We start from the raw sequence: 16,311 nt of genomic DNA on the forward strand, positions 1-16,311 counted from the left end.
AAAAGGCTCAGGCGGCCTCTTCCTGCTCGGCTTCCTCGTTGTCGGCCTTGGCGCCGCGCTTCGGGCCCTTGTTGAGGTTCACCTCGATAAGGCGCACCGCTTCGGTCTCCGACATGCGGTTGACGGCCGCGATCTCGCGGGCCATGCGGTCGAGGGCCGCCTCGTAGAGCTGGCGCTCGGAATAGGACTGCTCCGGCTGGTTGTCAGCGCGATAGAGGTCGCGCACCACTTCCGAGATCGAGATCAGATCGCCGGAGTTGATCTTGGCATCATATTCCTGGGCGCGGCGCGACCACATGGTGCGCTTGACGCGGGCCCGGCCCTGCACGACCTTCAGCGCGCGCTCGACATAATCCTCTTCCGACAGCTTGCGCATGCCGATCGAGGTCGCCTTGGCGACTGGCACCTTCAGGCGCATCTTGTCCTTCTGGAAGTCGATGACGAACAGTTCCAGCTTGTGGCCCGCGACTTCCTGCTCATCGATCGAGACGATCTGGCCGACACCATGCGCCGGATAGACGATGTACTCGCCGGTCTTGAAACCGTGGCGCGCTGCGGTGGACTTCTTCTGCGGGGTGATCGTTGCCATTACGCCCTGAACTCCTTGTTGTGGTACCGGCATCGTGCCGGCCCGAACTCGTGCGACCGGGGTGACCGGTCCTTAGCCACACAACGATGAACTCACCGGAAGGCCAGGACCGGCAAATCGCAACATTGCGACCGCCTGCCCCAGATCGCTCTGGTCCGGATTGAGAAATTCACCTTTCAGTGATTTGGGGCGTTTGCGCCATAAATCGACGTTGTGTCACCGGCATGTTGGGCTGATATAACACAAAAAGTCGGAAGAATCAAGGTTTTGCTGCACGCGCGAAGGCCATGCGCCATCGCCGCCTGTCAAGGCAGTTAATGTATCACGTCTGTTACGCCGCGTCAGGCTGCCGCAATCAGCGCTCTCGTTAATCGCCTTCGCCGGGCTCCGGGGAGAAATATTTCTCGAATTTGCCAGCTTCCCCGTCGAAGGATTTGGCGTCGGCCGGGGGCTCCTTCTTGGCGGTGATGTTGGGCCATTTATCGGCATATTCGGTGTTGATCTGCAGCCATTTGTCGAGGCCCGACTCGGTGTCGGGCTTGATCGCGTCGGCCGGGCATTCCGGTTCGCAGACGCCGCAGTCGATGCACTCGTCCGGGTGGATGACGAGCATGTTCTCACCTTCGTAGAAACAGTCGACCGGACAGACCTCGATGCAGTCCATGTATTTGCATTTTATGCAATTGTCGGTCACGACATAGGTCATTGGTCGGCTCCGGGACGTCCCATTTTGTTGGGCTTTTTTGGTGAGGTAACGCCTTTGTCCGCCGCTGGCAAGGGCAGCCCTTGCCAGCGGTGCCGGGGTTTCCGGAATGGAATTCCAGAGGCCCGGCAAAGCGGAAGTTCGACCTTGCTCAATCGTCGCCGAGCAGGTGGTCGGTCTGGCGGCGTTCCTTCTTCGTCGGGCGACCGCTGCCGGCCTCGCGCAACGGCGGCACCGCATCCGGAAGCGCCTCGCCCTTGGGCGCGGGGGGCGGCGACATGTCCTCGTAAAGCAGGCGGGCTTCTTCGGCCGGGCCGCGCCGTGCGCCGGTGCCAAGGACTTTCCAGACGAAGATCCGCCGCTCGAGCGTGATGGTCAAAACGTCACCCGGCCGGACCGTATCGGATGCCTGCGCTGCTTTGTCGCGATTGATGCGGACGCGTCCGGTGACGACCAGCTTGGCTGCCAGCGTGCGTGATTTTACCGCGCGCGAGAAGAACAGCCACTTGTCGATGCGCTGGCGGGCATCAGTGACCATCGGACGAACAGCTTACTTCTTCAGCTGGTCGCGCAACGCGGCGAGCTTGGCGAAGGGCGAGTCCGGATCGAAGCGGACCGGGCGTTCCTCACGCGGCTTTGGCTGGAAGGCGGGCTTTGCGCCTTGGGCGCCGCCTTTGCCGTCCTGCCGTCCAGCCTTCCAGTCGGGCCGGTTTTCGCGCCGGTCGAGGCGTTCGCCTTGCGGCTTGCCGGCGCGCTGCTCTGCCGCCTCGCCTTGCGGCTTGGGCTTGAACTTGCTGCGGTCGAAGCGTGGCTTGCCGGCGCCGTCGCGCTGATCGTGGCGCCCTTGACGGGCGGGCCGGTCGCCCGGCGTCGGTTGCCCGCCGGCATCTACCGGCGCATCGCTGCGGCCGTCCGGCGCAGCTTGACCATTGCGCGGGCGACTGTCCCGATGATTGTCCCGGGGGCGGTTGTCATGCTGGCGATGACGCGGGCGCTGGTCGAAACGACCCTGCCGCCACAACAGCACAGGTTTTGGCTCCTCGGCTTCTGGGGCAGCTTCGCCGGCGACGGCTTCCGCCGTTGCTGCAGGTTCGGCCGGCGATGCTTCCATAGTGTCGGAAACCGGCGGCTCTGCCGGTGCCGTAGCCTCAGTTTCCGCCCCAAGTTCCGTCCTTGGCTCAGCCGCTGGTTCTGCAGCCGCTTCGGCGGCGGGCTGGGTCTCTTGCGTGACTTCTGCCGCAGCTTCAGGGGCTGGAGCTTCCGGCTGGTCTTCCGCGACAGGCTCTGCCGCCGCTTCGGTCACGGCTTCGGCCGCCTCCGCAACAGGAGCCGCATCCGACACAGGCTCCGAAGCCTCCGCCGAAACCTCCGCCGGCGGCTCTGCCGCGGCAGCTGCTTCCGCCATCCTCGCCTGCTCGGCTCGCGTTGCCTCTTCCGCCGCCTGCTTTGCAGCGGCCGCTTCACGCGCGGCATTGTCCTGTGCTTCGAGCCGCGCCTTGACCTCGGCCGCCGGCTTGGCATCGGCGCGATAGCCGAGCCCCTTCAGGATTTCTTCCATGTCGTCGGCGGTGGCGCCGAGGATCGACATCATCGGCGGCGTCACCATGAAGGACTGACCGTCATAGGCGCCGTCGGGGCGAGGTCCGAGGCCCGGCTTCCAGTTGGTCGCCGGCCGGATCAGGTCGGCCAGCCGTTCGAGAATATCGACGCGTACAGCACGCCGGCCAAGATTGCGGTAGCCCGCCAGCTTGTAGAAAGTCTTGTCGAAGGTTGGATCGATGACCACCGAGGTGCGGCCGGAGGCCAGTGCGTGAACGACATCGCCGAAGCCGGGCTTGTCCTTGCCGTCGTTTCTCAGCGCCCACAGCAGCGTTATCAACCCGGCCGGCGCCGGCTTGATCAGCGCCGGCACGAAGACATGGTAGGCGCCGAAGCGCACGCCGAGACGGCGAAGCGCCGCGCGGCCCTCCTGGTCGAGCGACTTCATCTCGTCGGCGATGTCGCGACGGTTGATGAGGCCGAAATGCTCGACGAGCTGGAAAGCGATGCCGCGGCCGATGCCGGTGATCTGCTCGGCATTCTTGAGATCGACTAGCGGCTTCAGCAGGGATTCGATCTGGAAATTGACGAAGCGCTCGGCGCGCGCCGCAACCTTGTCGCGGGCCGGGCCGGTGAGTTGCTCGTCGGCGAGCAGAACGAGACGCGGCTTCAAAGCGTCTTCGCCAGCGACCAGCGTGCCGATCGGCGCGCCGATCCAGCGCAGCGTGCCATCCGAACCCAGCGCGATGTCGCCATTGGCCGAGGCGCCGAAGCGTTCGGCCCGCGCCTCGAACTCGGCGGCAAGCGCCTTCTGCGCCGCCGCCCGCACCGCCTTGGCGTCCTCGCCGCCGGCGCTCTGGTCGGCGGTGAAGCGGAAACCCTGCAACTCGCCGACGTGATGGCCTTCGACGAGGACGGTTCCGGTTGGGCTGATTTCGGCTTCAGGCATCGTGTTTTCTCTAAGGCGCCGCATGAGGACGGAAGTCCTGCGGTCTACAAAACGTTTCGTCAACCGCTCATGCAGCGCATCCGACAATCTGTCTTCGATTTCGCGCGTCTTTTCCTGCCAGTGTGCCCGATCGGCCAGCCAGCCGGGCCGGTTGGAAACGAAGGTCCATGTGCGGATCTGGGCAATCCTGTGCGATAGCGTGTCGATATCGCCTTCAGTGGTGTCGGCGCGGCGCACCTGCTCGGCCATGTAGTTCTCGTCGACATGGCCGTGCCTGGCAAGGTCCATGTAGATGGAGGCGATCAAGTCGGCGTGCTGGGCCGGCGCGATCTTCCTGTAGTCGGGCAGCGCGCAGGCTTCCCACAGCAGCGCCACCCGCCTGGCGTCGGTGGTGAGTGCCCGGATGTCCTCGTCGCGCGACAGATGCTCGAGCGCCTGCGCGTCCACGGCCGGCAGTGCGCGCGTCAGGCCTTCGACCGGGGCGTTGGTCTCGATCGAGCGCTTCAGCGCATCGAGGTTGGCGAAATCGAAATGCGCGGTACGCCACTGCAGCACTTTCACCGGATCGAAATCATGCGCCTCGATCTTCTTGACCAATTCCTCATCCAGCGGATCGACCTGGCCGGTGACGCCGAAGGTGCCGTCGCGCAGATGCCGGCCGGCACGGCCGGCAATCTGGCCGAGCTCGGCCGCGGTCAGGTTGCGGTACTGGTAGCCGTCGAATTTGCGATTCTGGGCGAAGGCGACGTGGTCGAGGTCGAGGTTGAGGCCCATGCCGATGGCGTCGGTGGCGACGAGGTAGTCGACATCGCCCGACTGGAACAGCGCCACCTGGGCGTTGCGGGTGCGCGGGCTGAGCGCGCCGAGCACGACGGCGGCACCGCCCTGCTGGCGGCGGATCAGCTCGGCGATGGCATAGACCTCGTCGGCTGAGAAGGCGACGATCGCGGTGCGCCGCGGCAGGCGGGTCAGCTTCTTCGAGCCGGCATAGGCAAGATGCGACAGCCGTGGCCGGGTCACCACCGACACGCCCCGCAGCAGGCGCTGCAGAATGCCGTGCATGGTGGCCGCACCCAGCAGCAGCGTCTCCTGGCGGCCGCGCAGATGCAGGATGCGATCGGTGAAGATGTGGCCGCGTTCGAGATCGCCAGCGAGCTGGACCTCGTCGATGGCAACGAAGGCGGCGTCGGTCTCGCGCGGCATCGCTTCCACCGTGCAGACCGAGTATTTCGCGCCCGCCGGCTGGATCTTTTCCTCGCCGGTGATGAGCGCAACCTTATGGGCGCCGACCTTCTCGCAGACGCGCGTATAGACCTCGCGGGCAAGCAGCCTGAGCGGTAGGCCGATGACGCCGCTCTCATGCGCCACCATGCGTTCGATGGCGAGATGGGTCTTGCCGGTATTGGTCGGGCCGAGCACGGCCGTTACGTCTCGACCCGACAGGATCAGCGGTTCAGTGTGTTTCGGATGGATGTTCATCGGCCTGGAAATAAGGCTCTCTGCCTCGCATTGTCGGGAGCGCGCCCATATTGGCCGCGTATGACAGGCGACACATAGGGATTTCGGGCGCGAAGCGAAAGCGGAATGTGCCGAGGGCAGGCTGATTGGTCGGTTCGAAGCCAGAAATCTGTTCCCGATTAACAGTTGGAACGAGTCTGGAACGAATCAGCGACGAATCACTGACTCGCGCTGATTCAGGTTTTGTTCACGGCTACATCTGGGATTTCTGCCGGCGAGTCTCACCACATGCTGAATCACAGAAACTGGCCCGATTCATGCAGGCGGCATTCAAACGAGCACCACCGTTAACCTTTGCCGGTGAATGATCGTGGCCGGCCAATCTGCTTCGCCCAACATTATGAAATTATTGATGTTTCCTAATGCGCTTTAATCATTTCGAGGGTGTTTTCGGCTCTCGCCGTTAACGTTCCGCTCAAAGCCGGAACGAATCGGCGACGAATCAGCGATAGGCAAAGTTTCTTGGTTTGTTCACCGCAACATGTTGTGTTGTGAACAGCTTTTCCACCGAGAATCCACAGGCTGCCGGGCAGTTTTTGCACAGGCTGCGCAGCGGCCGTTAACCTTTGCGTGCCGGATTGGGGGGAGATCTTGCAACGGGAAGACCGCTATAGAAACGGGCCGTTTTGCAGGCCCGTTCGTCCAAGCGCGTATCTATCTCAACGTAAAGATAAACGGTCAGGCGATGTACTGCCCGCCATTGGCTGATATGGTCGAGCCGGTGATGAACCCGGCATCGTCGGAAGCGAGGAAGACGACGCAGCGCGCGATCTCCTCCGGCTCGCCGAGACGGCCGACCGGGATCTGCGGAAGGACACGCTCGTTGAGCACCTTCCCGTCCATCGCTTTGACCATCTCGGTGGCGATGTAGCCGGGGCAGATGACGTTGACGGTGATGCCGGCGCGCGCGCCTTCCTGGGCCAACGCCTTGGTGAAGCCGATATCGCCGGCCTTCGAGGCCGAATAATTGACCTGGCCGACCTGCCCTTTCTGGCCATTGATCGAGGAGATGGTGATGACGCGGCCGAATTTGCGGTCGCGCATGCCGCCCCACAACGGATGCGTCATGTTGAAGACGCCGGAAAGGTTGGTGTCGAGGACCTCTTTCCATTGCTCGCGCGTCATCTTGTGGAACATCGCGTCGCGCGTGATGCCTGCATTGTTGACCAGCACCGATACGGGACCGAGATCGGCCTCTACCTGTTTGATGCCGGCAGCGCAGGCCTCGTAGTCGGCAACCGACCATTTGTAGACCGGGATGCCGGTCGCTGCCTTGAACTTTGCTGCCGCTTCCTCATTGCCGGCGTAGTTTGCGGCAACCGAATAGCCGGCGCTTTTCAAGGCGACCGATATCGCCGCGCCGATGCCGCGCGACCCGCCTGTGACGATTGCAACCTTTGTCATGTGTCCTCCCGGGAAATGCAGATGACTGAGCGTTGAAGCGGTAGGTTTTGCCCTCTATTCCCTACTCGCTTTGCGCCAGTATCCTATTCGTATCGCTTATCTCATCACAATGCTTCCACGCACATGGCAACGCCCATGCCGCCGCCGATGCACAGCGTGGCAAGACCTTTCTTGGCACTTCTGCGACGCATTTCGTAGACCAGCGTGTTGAAGATGCGGGCGCCCGAGGCGCCGACCGGATGGCCGATGGCGATGGCGCCGCCATTGACGTTGACGATGGACGGGTCCCAGCCCATGTCCTTGTTGACGGCGCAGGCCTGCGCGGCGAAGGCCTCGTTGGCTTCGACCAGATCGAGGTCGCCGACCGACCAGCCGGCCTTGGCCAGCGCCTTGCGCGAGGAGGGGATCGGTCCCGTCCCCATGATCTGCGGGTCAACGCCGGCGGTCGCCCAGGAAACGATACGCACCAGCGGCGTGATGCCGCGCCTTGCGGCTTCCGCTTCGGTCATCAGCACCACGGCGGCGGCGCCGTCATTGATGCCGGAAGCATTGGCTGCTGTCACCGTGCCGTCTTTGTCGAAGGCGGGCTTGAGCTTGGTCATGGCGTCGATCGTCGCGCCATGGCGGATGTACTCGTCCTGGTCGACTATCGTGTCGCCCTTCCTGCCCTTGACTGTGAAGGCAACGATCTCGTCGTTGAATTTTCCGCCTTTCTGCGCAGCCTCGGCCTTGTTCTGGGAAGCCAGTGCGAACTGGTCCTGGTCGTCGCGGGTGATTTGGAACTGGCGGGCGACGTTCTCCGCCGTGTTGCCCATATGATAACCATAGAAGGCATCGGTCAGGCCGTCCTTGATCATGGTGTCGATCAGCTTGAAATCGCCCATCTTGACGCCACCGCGCAGATGCTGCGCATGCGGAGCCATCGACATCGATTCCTGGCCGCCGGCAACGATGATTTTTGCATCGCCCTGGGCGATCTGCTGCATGCCGAGCGCGATGGCGCGCAGGCCGGAGCCGCAGAGCTGGTTCAGGCCCCAGGAGGTCGCCTCCTGCGGCACGCCGGCGGCCATGGCCGCCTGCCGCGCCGGGTTCTGCCCTTGAGCCGCGGTCAGGATCTGGCCGAGAATGACCTCGTCCACCTCCTTGCCGTCGACGCCGGCGCGGGCAAGCGCTTCCCTGACGGCGACGGCACCCAGTTCATGAGCTGGCGTGTTGGCGAAGGCGCCGTTGAAGGAGCCGACAGGCGTGCGCGCCGCACTGGCGACAACGATGGCGTTGGAAGCGGACATGTTCTTCTCCAGACTTTCGGGGAGCGATTTCGGGTGCCGTCGGGGACTTTTCTTGCCCTTTCCACAACCCGAGTCAAACCCGAAATGGGCATGGCGTTCCTCCGCGGCAAGCAGGCCGCGCGTCGCTGCGATGACGGCCCATCCGTGCTGCGCAGCATAAAATGTTCCCGCACTGCACAAACAGCTTGGATTCATGACGCTTTTGCGCATATCCTTTAACAAGGCGCAATCGTTACCGGCGGCTTACTTAAGCTGGCCGGTGTCCGGGGAGGATGCAGATGGCCGCGAAAGACGAACCTATTGTTATCAAGAAATATGCCAATCGCCGTCTCTACAATACGGGCACCAGCACCTATGTGACGCTCGAGGATCTCGCAGAAATGGTCAAAAAAGGCGAGGACTTTACTGTCCAGGACGCCAAGACCGGCGACGACATCACGCATCCGGTGCTGACCCAGATCATCTTCGAGCTGGAGAACAAGGACGGGCAGAACATGCTGCCGATCCCGTTCCTGCGTCAGCTCATCGCCTACTACGGCGACCAGATGCAGATGATCGTGCCAAGCTTTCTCGAACAGTCGATGCTGGCCTTCTCGAAGGAGCAGGAACGCTTTCGCGAACAGATGAAAGATGCCCTCGGCAAGTCGCCGATGGACATGATGAAGATCGCGACGCCGATCAAGGTGCTGGAGGAGCAGACTCGGCGTAACATGGAAATGTTCCAGAACGCCATGCGGCTGTTCACGCCGTTCCCGCCTGCGGGGTCTGCGCCGGCAGCAGCACCGGCCGAACAGGCCAGGAAAGAAACACCGGAAAAACCGGACGACCTTCAGGAGCTGAAGGAGCAGATCGCCGCGATGCAGCGCAAGCTCGACACGATGTCGTGACTGCCGGCCGGCGAAGCGCCGGCCCAAAATTTCCCTCAGCAGGCCTGTGTCAGAAAACATCTTCGCCTCGAACGTGAAGATGTCATCCACGCTCTATTTTGTGGCACGCTCTATTTCGTGGCATGCCCTATTTCGTGGTCACCGTCACCAGAGCGGTAACAGGTTTGCCGTCTACTAGAATGGGCCGGTGATGATCATCGGCAAGAAGCACGCCGATCACGTGTCTGCCGGCGGCATCCGGGCAATGGCCGAAACGGGCCTTGATAAGATCACCGCCAAAGTCGCTGTTCATGCTGTTGTACGGCTTGCCGGGGATGTTGCAGGTGTCTCCGTTGGGATCGATCTTCATATGCACGTGGCCGCATTGCTTGATTTCCCCGCACTCACCCGCAGTGAGCAGCCTGAAGTTGCTCCTGACGACAACGCCTATCGCCTTCTCAGGAGAATTGCCCAGTTCGACAACTGAACCCGCCGTCGGCCAGACGACTTCCAGGGTGGGCCGATCCTCGGCCTCGGCAGATACGAGCGACAATAAGGAGAAAGCGAGGGCAGTCGTTGCGGTGATGCGAAACATGGTAACCTCCGTTGCGATGTAAACATTGATTACATACGCAGCGCTCGAACACAAGGGAAATAATCAGTGATTACATTCCGCTCTCGTGCTATTTGACTGAGATGACCAAGACAACTGATTCCGACGAAGCCGGAGATGCCAAGCGATACCATCACGGCAATCTCGTCGAGGCCTTGATCACGGCAACCGTGGAGATCATCGAGGAGCGGGGAGCCGAGCATGTGTCCGTACGCGAGGCCGCAAAACGTGCCGGCGTTTCGCCCGGCGCGCCATTCCGGCATTTTCGATCGAAAACAGCGCTGCTCACCGCGGTCGCCGAACAGGCCATGGATCGGCTGACAAAGGCCGTTGCCAAGGCGCGGTCGAAAATCGACAGCGCAGATCCCATTGAGGCCTTCGAAGCAATCGGACAAGGCTATCTGGAATGGGCAATTAGCAACCCCACGCATTTCCAGATCATCAGTTCCCGAACCCTGATTGATTTTGAAGGGTCGGACAGCCTTCGTGATCAGAATGAGGCTATTCGGCGGACGATGATCGACTTGCTGACGCAAGCGCAACAACAGGGTCGGCTTGCTCCCGGCACCGACTTTGATCATCTTGTGCTTGCCGCGCGTGCACTCGTTTATGGGTTGGCACGCATGGCGATCGATGGTCATTTCCGGGAATGGCATCCGTCCGAGCCGCCAGCCCTGGCCGCGCAGCGGGCTCTCCGACTTTTCATGAGCCGGATGACCATTCCATCTAAAGCTTAATCCGCCAGCACCCAAAAAAAGGGCCCGCGATTGCGTCGCCAGCTAATGGAACTCCGGCAGCGGTCCCTGGTAGCGGGCGCGTGGTCTGATCAGGCCGCTGCTTGTCACCTGCTCCACGGCATGCGCGGCCCAGCCGATGCTGCGGCCGAGCGCAAACAAGCGAAACGGCGCATCGGACGGCAAACGGAGGCTGCGCGTCAGCGCGGCCAAGGCGAAATCGACGTTCGGGCGCATGCCCGTTGCCGCAAAGGCCGCATCGCAAAGCCGTAACAGCCCATCATCGACATCGATCGCGGCCAGCAACGGTTCCGCACGCGGATCGCCGTCGGGATAAAGCGGATGGCCAAATCCGGGCAGTGGCCTGTCGTGACCGAGCCAGCGTCCGACAGCCGCATCCGGCCCCAATCTCTGCGCATCCTCCGCCAGCATCATGACCGCCTCCGCGGCGCCGCCATGGCGCGGACCGGAGAGCGTGGCGAGGCCAGCAAGCAGGCAGGCCGAAACAGGTGCACCGGTGGACGCGGCGACCCGCGCGGCGAAGGTCGATGCGTTCAGTTCGTGATCGGCCAACAGCACCAGCGAGCGGCGGATCAAGTCTGCGCCGGCTGCATCGAGGGACCAGCCCTGCGCCAGTCGTTCGTGCACGGCACCGATTCCGCGAACCGCGCCGAGCGCCTGGGCCAGAGCGGCGATGGCGCCGGCCGCATCGTGGTTGAGCGAAGCCGCCCTGCGGCCGAGCGAAGGCCGGCCCTTGGCCGCCAACGCGGCCAATTCCGCGAAGGCAGCCGGCCGGCCAGTTGCGCCGTTGCCATGGCGGCTCGCCGACACGAACGACACTGGTGCGTCAGATGCCCAAAGCAGGTTTGCCGTCTGCTCCAGCGTGGCAGTCTCGCAGAGTGCAACCGCATCCTGGCCACGATAGACGAGGCGGCCGTGCAAAACGGTCGAGATCGTGGTGGCGATCGCCGGCTCACCCCAGGCAATTGCACTTTCGGCGATTGCCTGGGGATTTCGGCCGCGCGCCCGGCGGCTCGCCAGCGCCGCGATGTCGTCGGCGCGATACTGGCTGCGGCGTGGGTCGGCCCGATCCGGCCGCATGCCGATGCGTCCGCGGCTGACATAGGCATAGAGCGTCTGGGCGCGCACCTTGAGGCGCTCCAGGGCTTCGTCCCGCGTCAGCCACTCAGTCATGTAAACCTGGCACGTTGATTCGGTTGATCAAGATTGATGGTCCAGCCGCCAACCCTTATCTACGACCCGGAAAGGGTCAAGGAGAAAACCAATGGCGAATGGGCTCGATGATGTGGTGGTGGCAGAAACGGTGCTCTCCGATGTCGACGGTCTTGGCGGCCGCCTGACCATCCGGGGCCATTCGTTGCCGGAACTGGCAGGCCGCTGGAAATACGCCGACGTGGTTCGGCTGCTGTTCGACGGCTCTTTCGACGATCTTCCCGGCGAAAAGGAGCTGGCGAAAGCGATCGGCCGGGCGCGCAGTGAAGTGTTCGAGCGGATCGAACCCTTGCTGCCGTTTCTCGCATCCCTCGATATCTACAGCGCGATGCGCGCCGGCATTGCCCTACTGCCGGACGGCGACAAATTGCCGGACGCGCTCAGGCTGGTTGCGGCACCTGCCGTGCTGACGCCGGCCTTGCTGCGCTTGCAGCGCGGCGAAAGCCCAATTGCGCCTGATCGCAAGGCCGATCATGCCGCCGACATGCTGCGGATGCTGACCGGCATGGCGGCCTCGCCGAAGTTGGCGAAAGCGCTCGATACCTATCTTGTGACGGTTTGCGACCATGGCCTCAACGCATCGACCTTCGCCACGCGCGTGGTCGCCTCGACGCAGGCGGGGCTTACTTCGGCGGTGCTGGCCGGACTCGGAGCACTCAAGGGGCCGCTGCATGGCGGCGCGCCAGGTCCGGTGATCGAGATGCTGGATGCGATAGAGGCGCATGGCGACGCCGCCATCTGGCTGCGCGACGAGATCGCGCGCGGCCGCCGCATCATGGGCTTCGGGCATCGCATCTACCGTGTGCGCGATCCGCGTGCCGACGTGCTGAAAGCGGTGGTGCGGCAACTCGGCGCCGAGGGCGAAGCCGGCCACCGGCTGGCGTTTGCCGAAAGCGTGGAGCAAGCGGCGCTTGAAGTGCTTCGCATCGCCAAGCCGTCGCGCTCGCTCCAGACCAATGTCGAGTTCTTCACAGCACTTCTGCTGGAGGCCGCGGGCTTTCCGAAAGAGGCGTTCACCAATGTCTTTGCTGCCGGGCGCGTCGCCGGCTGGATCGCCCACGCCCGCGAGCAGCAGACGAGCGGACGGCTGATCCGGCCGCAGTCGCGCTATATCGGGCCGGTGCCGGACCTCGTCGCCTAAGGATTTTCCCCCGCATGCTTTGCGGAAACCGGCCCCGCTACAGCCGGTGCCAGACACTCTCTCGTCAAGGTGAGAGAGGTCCTCATGACAAAAATTTCATGTCATTGCTCCACACATCCGCTGTTCTTGGGTGGCAGAGAGCCTATATGCTGCAGTGCAGCATGGTTCCGCGGGAGCCCGCCTCGAAAGGAATAAGCCGCCTTGACCGCCAGAAAAACCGCCATCGTCACCGGTTCCACCTCGGGCATCGGCCTGGCCATTGCCCACGCGCTCGCGGCCGAAGGCTGCAACATCGTCGTCAATTCCTTTTCCGACACCGCCGACGACCACGCCATCGCCGACGCAATTGCGAAACACCACAAGGTCCAGACCGCCTATGTCAAGGCTGACATGTCGAAGCCGGCCGAGTGCCGGGCTCTGGTCATGAAGGCAGCCGAGACATTCGGCTCGGTCGACATCCTGGTCAACAATGCCGGCATCCAGCATGTCGCGCCGGTGGAAAGCTTCCCGATCGAGAAGTGGGATGCGATCATCGCCATCAACCTGTCATCGGCCTTCCACACCATCGCCGCCGCCATCCCGTTGATGAAACAGGCCGGTGGCGGCCGGATCGTCAACGTCGCCTCGGCCCATGGGCTGGTGGCCTCGCCGTTCAAGTCGGCCTATGTCTCGGCCAAGCACGGCATTATGGGCCTGACCAAGACGGTCGCCCTGGAACTGGCGCGCGACAAGATCACCTGCAATGCCATTTGTCCCGGCTATGTGCTGACGCCGCTGGTCGAGGCGCAGATCCCCGACCAGATGAAGGCCAACAAGATGGACCGCGAGACTGTGGTCCGCGAGGTCATGCTCGAAAAGCAGCCGACCAAGGAGTTCGTCACCGTCGAGCAGGTTGCGGCGGCGGCAGTGTTCCTGTGCTCGGATGCGGCAGCGCAGATCAACGGCACGCACATCTCTGTCGATGGCGGCTGGACCGCTCAGTGAGCCGTCCAGCGGTCAAGGGTCACGCCATGCCGAAAAACGGCAAGGCGGAGGAGCCAAAGAAGATCAACATCGCGCTGCAAGGCGGGGGTTCGCACGGGGCGTTTTCCTGGGGCGTGCTCGATCGGCTGCTCGAGGACGGGCGCCTCGATATAACGGCGGTTTCGGGCACCAGCGCCGGCGCCATGAATGCCGTCGCGCTGGCCGACGGCTTCGTTCGCGGCGGCGTCGAGGGCGCACGGCGGAAACTTGATGATTTCTGGCGTGCGGTGGCGGCAAAGGGCCGCTTCAGCCCAGTGCAGCGCATGCCGTGGGACGTCGCCTGGGGCAATTGGTCGATCGAGAACACGCCCGGCTATTTCCTGTTCGATACGATGTCGCGAGTATTTTCGCCCTATGTCGCCAATCCGCTCGCCATCAATCCGCTGCGCGATGTGGTCGAACGTGAGATCGATTTCGACAATGTGCGCGCCTGCAAGTCGATGGAACTGTTCATTTCCGCGACCAATGTCGAGACCGGCCAGTTGCGTGTCTTCTCGGACGGCGAGATCGACCTCGACACGGTAATGGCGTCGGCCTGCCTGCCGCAATTGTTCCGCGCCGTCGAGATCAAGGGCGTGCCCTATTGGGATGGCGGCTATGGCGGCAACCCGGCACTGTTCCCGTTCTTCAAGACGGCGGCCACTGAGGACGTGCTTTTGGTGCAGATCAATCCGGTGGTCCGCGAAGGGACGCCGAAGAGCGCCAATGAGATCCAGAACCGCATCGACGAGATCACCTTCAATGCCGGGCTGTTGCGCGAATTCCGCTCGATCGCCTTCGTCAAGGAACTGATCGCCGCCGGCCGATTGCCGCACGGCGAATATCGCGACATCCGCATGCACCGCATCGATGCCGACGAAGCGTTCAAGGATCTGTCGGCATCGTCCAAGGTCAATGCCGAATGGGCGTTCCTTGCCTATCTGCGTGACCTCGGCCGCACCGCAGCCAGTGATTGGCTGGAAGAAAATTACGACGCCGTCGGCAAGCGGCCGACGATCGATCTGTCCGGCGAGCTCGACGACGGCTTGAAGCCGGTGCGCGGGCCGGCGCCGGGCCGGCGGGTCAAGGAGTTTCTTGCGGCGCGCAAGCAGCCCGAGGCCGCCCGCCGTCCGGCCTAGAACGATTTACCGTTTCACGGAAACGCCGAACCGCTCTATCTTTTTTGACGCAATTCCGGACGGAAAACCGTTTCACACTTTTCCTGGAATTGTTCTGGCTCCCCCGCAAAGCAGATGACATCGCAATCTGTCCAATCATCCTGACACTTGCTGCCATACCGCTGTTTTGGCGATCAACAGCCGATGCTGCAGCCGCATCTTTGCGGACAAAGCAACAATCCATCAACTTTTCTGACTATATTGCGACGCAACTTTAAGGTAGAAGCGCGCTTCGCCGATCACGGCAATTTGAATACGGCCTCGCGCGCACCCATATCGGCGACGCGCCCCAAGTAGAAGATGCGGCCTGGCCGAACCCCGCGCACTGGAAAAAATGACGATGCCGAAATTCAGGTTTCACAAGCTTGCAGCCATTATTGTGCTCATCGGGTTCGCCGGCTGGATGGCGACAGGCGAATTCTCGTCCGTCGGCAGCGCGTCCGCCGACAACAAGCCCAAGGCAGGAGAGGTGGAGCAGCCCAAGGCAGCCGACGCAGGCAAGCCCCAAACTGGCGAACAGGGAGCTGCCAAGCCGGGGACTGCCGACGCAGAACAGCCCAAGGCGCCGTTGCGCACGGTCGCGGTCATAACCCCGCCGCGGCGTACCTATGCACGCGCTATCCGCATTTCCGGACTGACCGAAGCCGATAAACGCGCCGTCCTGGCGACACGCGTAGCAGGCGTCATCGACAAGCTGCCGGTCAAGCAGGGTCAACACGTCAAGACAGGCGACCTCGTGCTAATGCTTGCCGCCGAGGAAAAAATCTCGGCGGTCGACAATGCCAAACAACTTGTCGTGCAGCGTGAGGCGGAACTGGCTGCGGCCTTGCGGTTGATGAAAACCGGCAATCTGCCGACGCTGCAGCTCGATACGGCCCGCTCCAACCTGTCGCTGGCCAAGTCGCAACTGGACGCCGCGCAAGCCGAACTCGACCGCAACGAGGTGAAGGCGCCCTTCGACGGTGTCATCGACCGGGTGCCGGTGGAGCTTGGCAGTTCCGTCATGCAGGGCGGCGAGGTGGCGACCATTCTGAAGCTCGATCCGGTGATCGCCCGCGGCGAAGTCAGCGAACGCGATCTCGGCTATCTGAAGATCGGTGACGAAGCCAACGTGCGCCTGGTCAGTGGCCAGATCGTCAAGGGTACGGTGCGCTACATCAGCCGGGATGCATCTTCGGCAACCCGTACCTTCCGGGTTGAAGTCGCTATCCCCAATGCCGATGGGTCCGTACCGGCCGGCATGACGGCAGAAATTGCGCTCAGCGCCCAGCCGACCGACGCCGTGATGCTGCCGCGATCGGTGGTGACGCTCGGCGACAAGGGCGACCTCGGCATCCGCGCCGTCGACAAGGATGACAAGGTCGTGTTCTTCCCGATCGACCTGGTCGACGACACGCCGACCGGCCTGGTGCTCGGCGGCATTCCGGCCGACGCCCGCATCATCGTCGCTGGCCAGGAGCTGGTGAAGGAAGGCGAAGTGGTCAAGCCGGTCGAGGCCGACCAGGCGACCATTCAAAAGCTGTTGGGCGAAGCGACCACCGGGACGCAGTAAT

14 protein-coding genes are annotated in these 16,311 nt (G+C 62.9%); 6 read left to right on the forward strand and 8 right to left on the reverse strand.

The features are described 5' to 3' along the window. Nucleotides 1-7: 7 nt before the first annotated feature. The 6 genes from NKJ93_RS07020 to NKJ93_RS07045 form a co-directional block, all read right to left on the reverse strand. Nucleotides 8-589: a CarD family transcriptional regulator gene (locus NKJ93_RS07020; protein ID WP_006327799.1), complete on the reverse strand. Its 582-nt coding sequence runs from the start codon at nt 587-589 to the stop codon at nt 8-10. A 367-nt stretch (nt 590-956) separates the two neighbouring features. After that, complete coding sequence (gene fdxA / locus NKJ93_RS07025; protein WP_023721018.1) at nt 957-1,295, reverse strand: ferredoxin FdxA; 339 nt, start codon at nt 1,293-1,295, stop codon at nt 957-959. A gap of 148 nt (nt 1,296-1,443) precedes the next feature. Beyond that, a complete protein-coding gene (locus NKJ93_RS07030) occupies nt 1,444-1,830 on the reverse strand; it encodes an RNA-binding S4 domain-containing protein (protein ID WP_023721017.1) in 387 nt (128 codons plus the stop codon). A 12-nt stretch (nt 1,831-1,842) separates the two neighbouring features. Continuing rightward, nucleotides 1,843-5,259 carry a helicase-related protein gene (locus NKJ93_RS07035; protein ID WP_023721016.1) on the reverse strand — a complete coding sequence of 1,139 codons (3,417 nt, stop codon included), beginning with the start codon at nt 5,257-5,259 and terminating at the stop codon, nt 1,843-1,845. A gap of 717 nt (nt 5,260-5,976) precedes the next feature. Next, nucleotides 5,977-6,702 carry an acetoacetyl-CoA reductase gene (phbB, locus tag NKJ93_RS07040; protein WP_352588271.1) on the reverse strand — a complete coding sequence of 242 codons (726 nt, stop codon included), beginning with the start codon at nt 6,700-6,702 and terminating at the stop codon, nt 5,977-5,979. A 104-nt stretch (nt 6,703-6,806) separates the two neighbouring features. Next, nucleotides 6,807-7,991, reverse strand: coding sequence for an acetyl-CoA C-acetyltransferase (locus tag NKJ93_RS07045; protein ID WP_352480897.1), 1,185 nt, complete (start codon nt 7,989-7,991; stop codon nt 6,807-6,809). 278 nt (nt 7,992-8,269) lie between these two features. On the opposite strand from NKJ93_RS07045, the gene phaR reads away from it, so the two are divergent. Next, entirely contained in the window at nt 8,270-8,878 is a 609-nt protein-coding gene (gene phaR, locus NKJ93_RS07050) for a polyhydroxyalkanoate synthesis repressor PhaR (protein WP_023721013.1), read from the forward strand. Between the two features lie 127 nt (nt 8,879-9,005). Here phaR and NKJ93_RS07055 read toward each other — a convergent pair whose 3' ends face one another. Next, on the reverse strand, nt 9,006-9,452 hold the full coding sequence (locus NKJ93_RS07055) for a hypothetical protein (RefSeq protein ID WP_023721012.1): 447 nt from the start codon (nt 9,450-9,452) through the stop codon (nt 9,006-9,008). A 101-nt stretch (nt 9,453-9,553) separates the two neighbouring features. Here NKJ93_RS07055 and NKJ93_RS07060 point away from each other — a divergent pair, with 101 nt between their 5' ends. Next, entirely contained in the window at nt 9,554-10,207 is a 654-nt protein-coding gene (locus tag NKJ93_RS07060; protein WP_352494173.1) for a TetR/AcrR family transcriptional regulator, read from the forward strand. Nucleotides 10,208-10,249: 42 nt separating this feature from the next. On the opposite strand, the gene NKJ93_RS07065 is transcribed toward NKJ93_RS07060, so the two are convergent. Then, on the reverse strand, nt 10,250-11,398 hold the full coding sequence (locus NKJ93_RS07065; RefSeq protein ID WP_023721010.1) for a citrate synthase: 1,149 nt from the start codon (nt 11,396-11,398) through the stop codon (nt 10,250-10,252). A 91-nt stretch (nt 11,399-11,489) separates the two neighbouring features. Between NKJ93_RS07065 and NKJ93_RS07070 the strand changes: the two genes are divergently transcribed. From NKJ93_RS07070 to NKJ93_RS07085, 4 genes are all read left to right on the forward strand, one after another. Continuing rightward, nucleotides 11,490-12,578 carry a citrate synthase/methylcitrate synthase gene (locus tag NKJ93_RS07070; RefSeq protein ID WP_352480894.1) on the forward strand — a complete coding sequence of 363 codons (1,089 nt, stop codon included), beginning with the start codon at nt 11,490-11,492 and terminating at the stop codon, nt 12,576-12,578. 201 nt (nt 12,579-12,779) lie between these two features. Further along, a complete protein-coding gene (locus NKJ93_RS07075; protein ID WP_023721008.1) occupies nt 12,780-13,562 on the forward strand; it encodes a 3-hydroxybutyrate dehydrogenase in 783 nt (260 codons plus the stop codon). A gap of 26 nt (nt 13,563-13,588) precedes the next feature. Beyond that, nucleotides 13,589-14,719: a patatin-like phospholipase family protein gene (locus tag NKJ93_RS07080; RefSeq protein WP_023721007.1), complete on the forward strand. Its 1,131-nt coding sequence runs from the start codon at nt 13,589-13,591 to the stop codon at nt 14,717-14,719. A 379-nt stretch (nt 14,720-15,098) separates the two neighbouring features. Next, a complete protein-coding gene (locus NKJ93_RS07085) occupies nt 15,099-16,310 on the forward strand; it encodes an efflux RND transporter periplasmic adaptor subunit (RefSeq protein WP_352588274.1) in 1,212 nt (403 codons plus the stop codon). Nucleotide 16,311: the final 1 nt, after the last annotated feature.

Source organism: Mesorhizobium sp. M0028, from assembly GCF_040323855.1.
GTDB lineage: Bacteria > Pseudomonadota > Alphaproteobacteria > Rhizobiales > Rhizobiaceae > Mesorhizobium.

Excerpts from the sequence above, each read along its gene's own strand:
- NKJ93_RS07020 (WP_006327799.1), bottom strand. The coding sequence starts at position 589 with ATGGCAACGATCACCCCGCAGAAGAAGTCCACCGCAGCGCGCCACGGT.
- NKJ93_RS07060 (WP_352494173.1), top strand. The coding sequence starts at position 9,554 with ATGACCAAGACAACTGATTCCGACGAAGCCGGAGATGCCAAGCGATAC.
- fdxA (WP_023721018.1), bottom strand. The coding sequence starts at position 1,295 with ATGACCTATGTCGTGACCGACAATTGCATAAAATGCAAATACATGGAC.
- NKJ93_RS07035 (WP_023721016.1), bottom strand. The coding sequence starts at position 5,259 with ATGAACATCCATCCGAAACACACTGAACCGCTGATCCTGTCGGGTCGA.
- phaR (WP_023721013.1), top strand. The coding sequence starts at position 8,270 with ATGGCCGCGAAAGACGAACCTATTGTTATCAAGAAATATGCCAATCGC.
- NKJ93_RS07070 (WP_352480894.1), top strand. The coding sequence starts at position 11,490 with ATGGCGAATGGGCTCGATGATGTGGTGGTGGCAGAAACGGTGCTCTCC.
- NKJ93_RS07055 (WP_023721012.1), bottom strand. The coding sequence starts at position 9,452 with ATGTTTCGCATCACCGCAACGACTGCCCTCGCTTTCTCCTTATTGTCG.
- NKJ93_RS07065 (WP_023721010.1), bottom strand. The coding sequence starts at position 11,398 with ATGACTGAGTGGCTGACGCGGGACGAAGCCCTGGAGCGCCTCAAGGTG.
- NKJ93_RS07080 (WP_023721007.1), top strand. The coding sequence starts at position 13,589 with ATGCCGAAAAACGGCAAGGCGGAGGAGCCAAAGAAGATCAACATCGCG.
- NKJ93_RS07030 (WP_023721017.1), bottom strand. The coding sequence starts at position 1,830 with ATGGTCACTGATGCCCGCCAGCGCATCGACAAGTGGCTGTTCTTCTCG.
- NKJ93_RS07045 (WP_352480897.1), bottom strand. The coding sequence starts at position 7,991 with ATGTCCGCTTCCAACGCCATCGTTGTCGCCAGTGCGGCGCGCACGCCT.
- NKJ93_RS07085 (WP_352588274.1), top strand. The coding sequence starts at position 15,099 with ATGCCGAAATTCAGGTTTCACAAGCTTGCAGCCATTATTGTGCTCATC.
- phbB (WP_352588271.1), bottom strand. The coding sequence starts at position 6,702 with ATGACAAAGGTTGCAATCGTCACAGGCGGGTCGCGCGGCATCGGCGCG.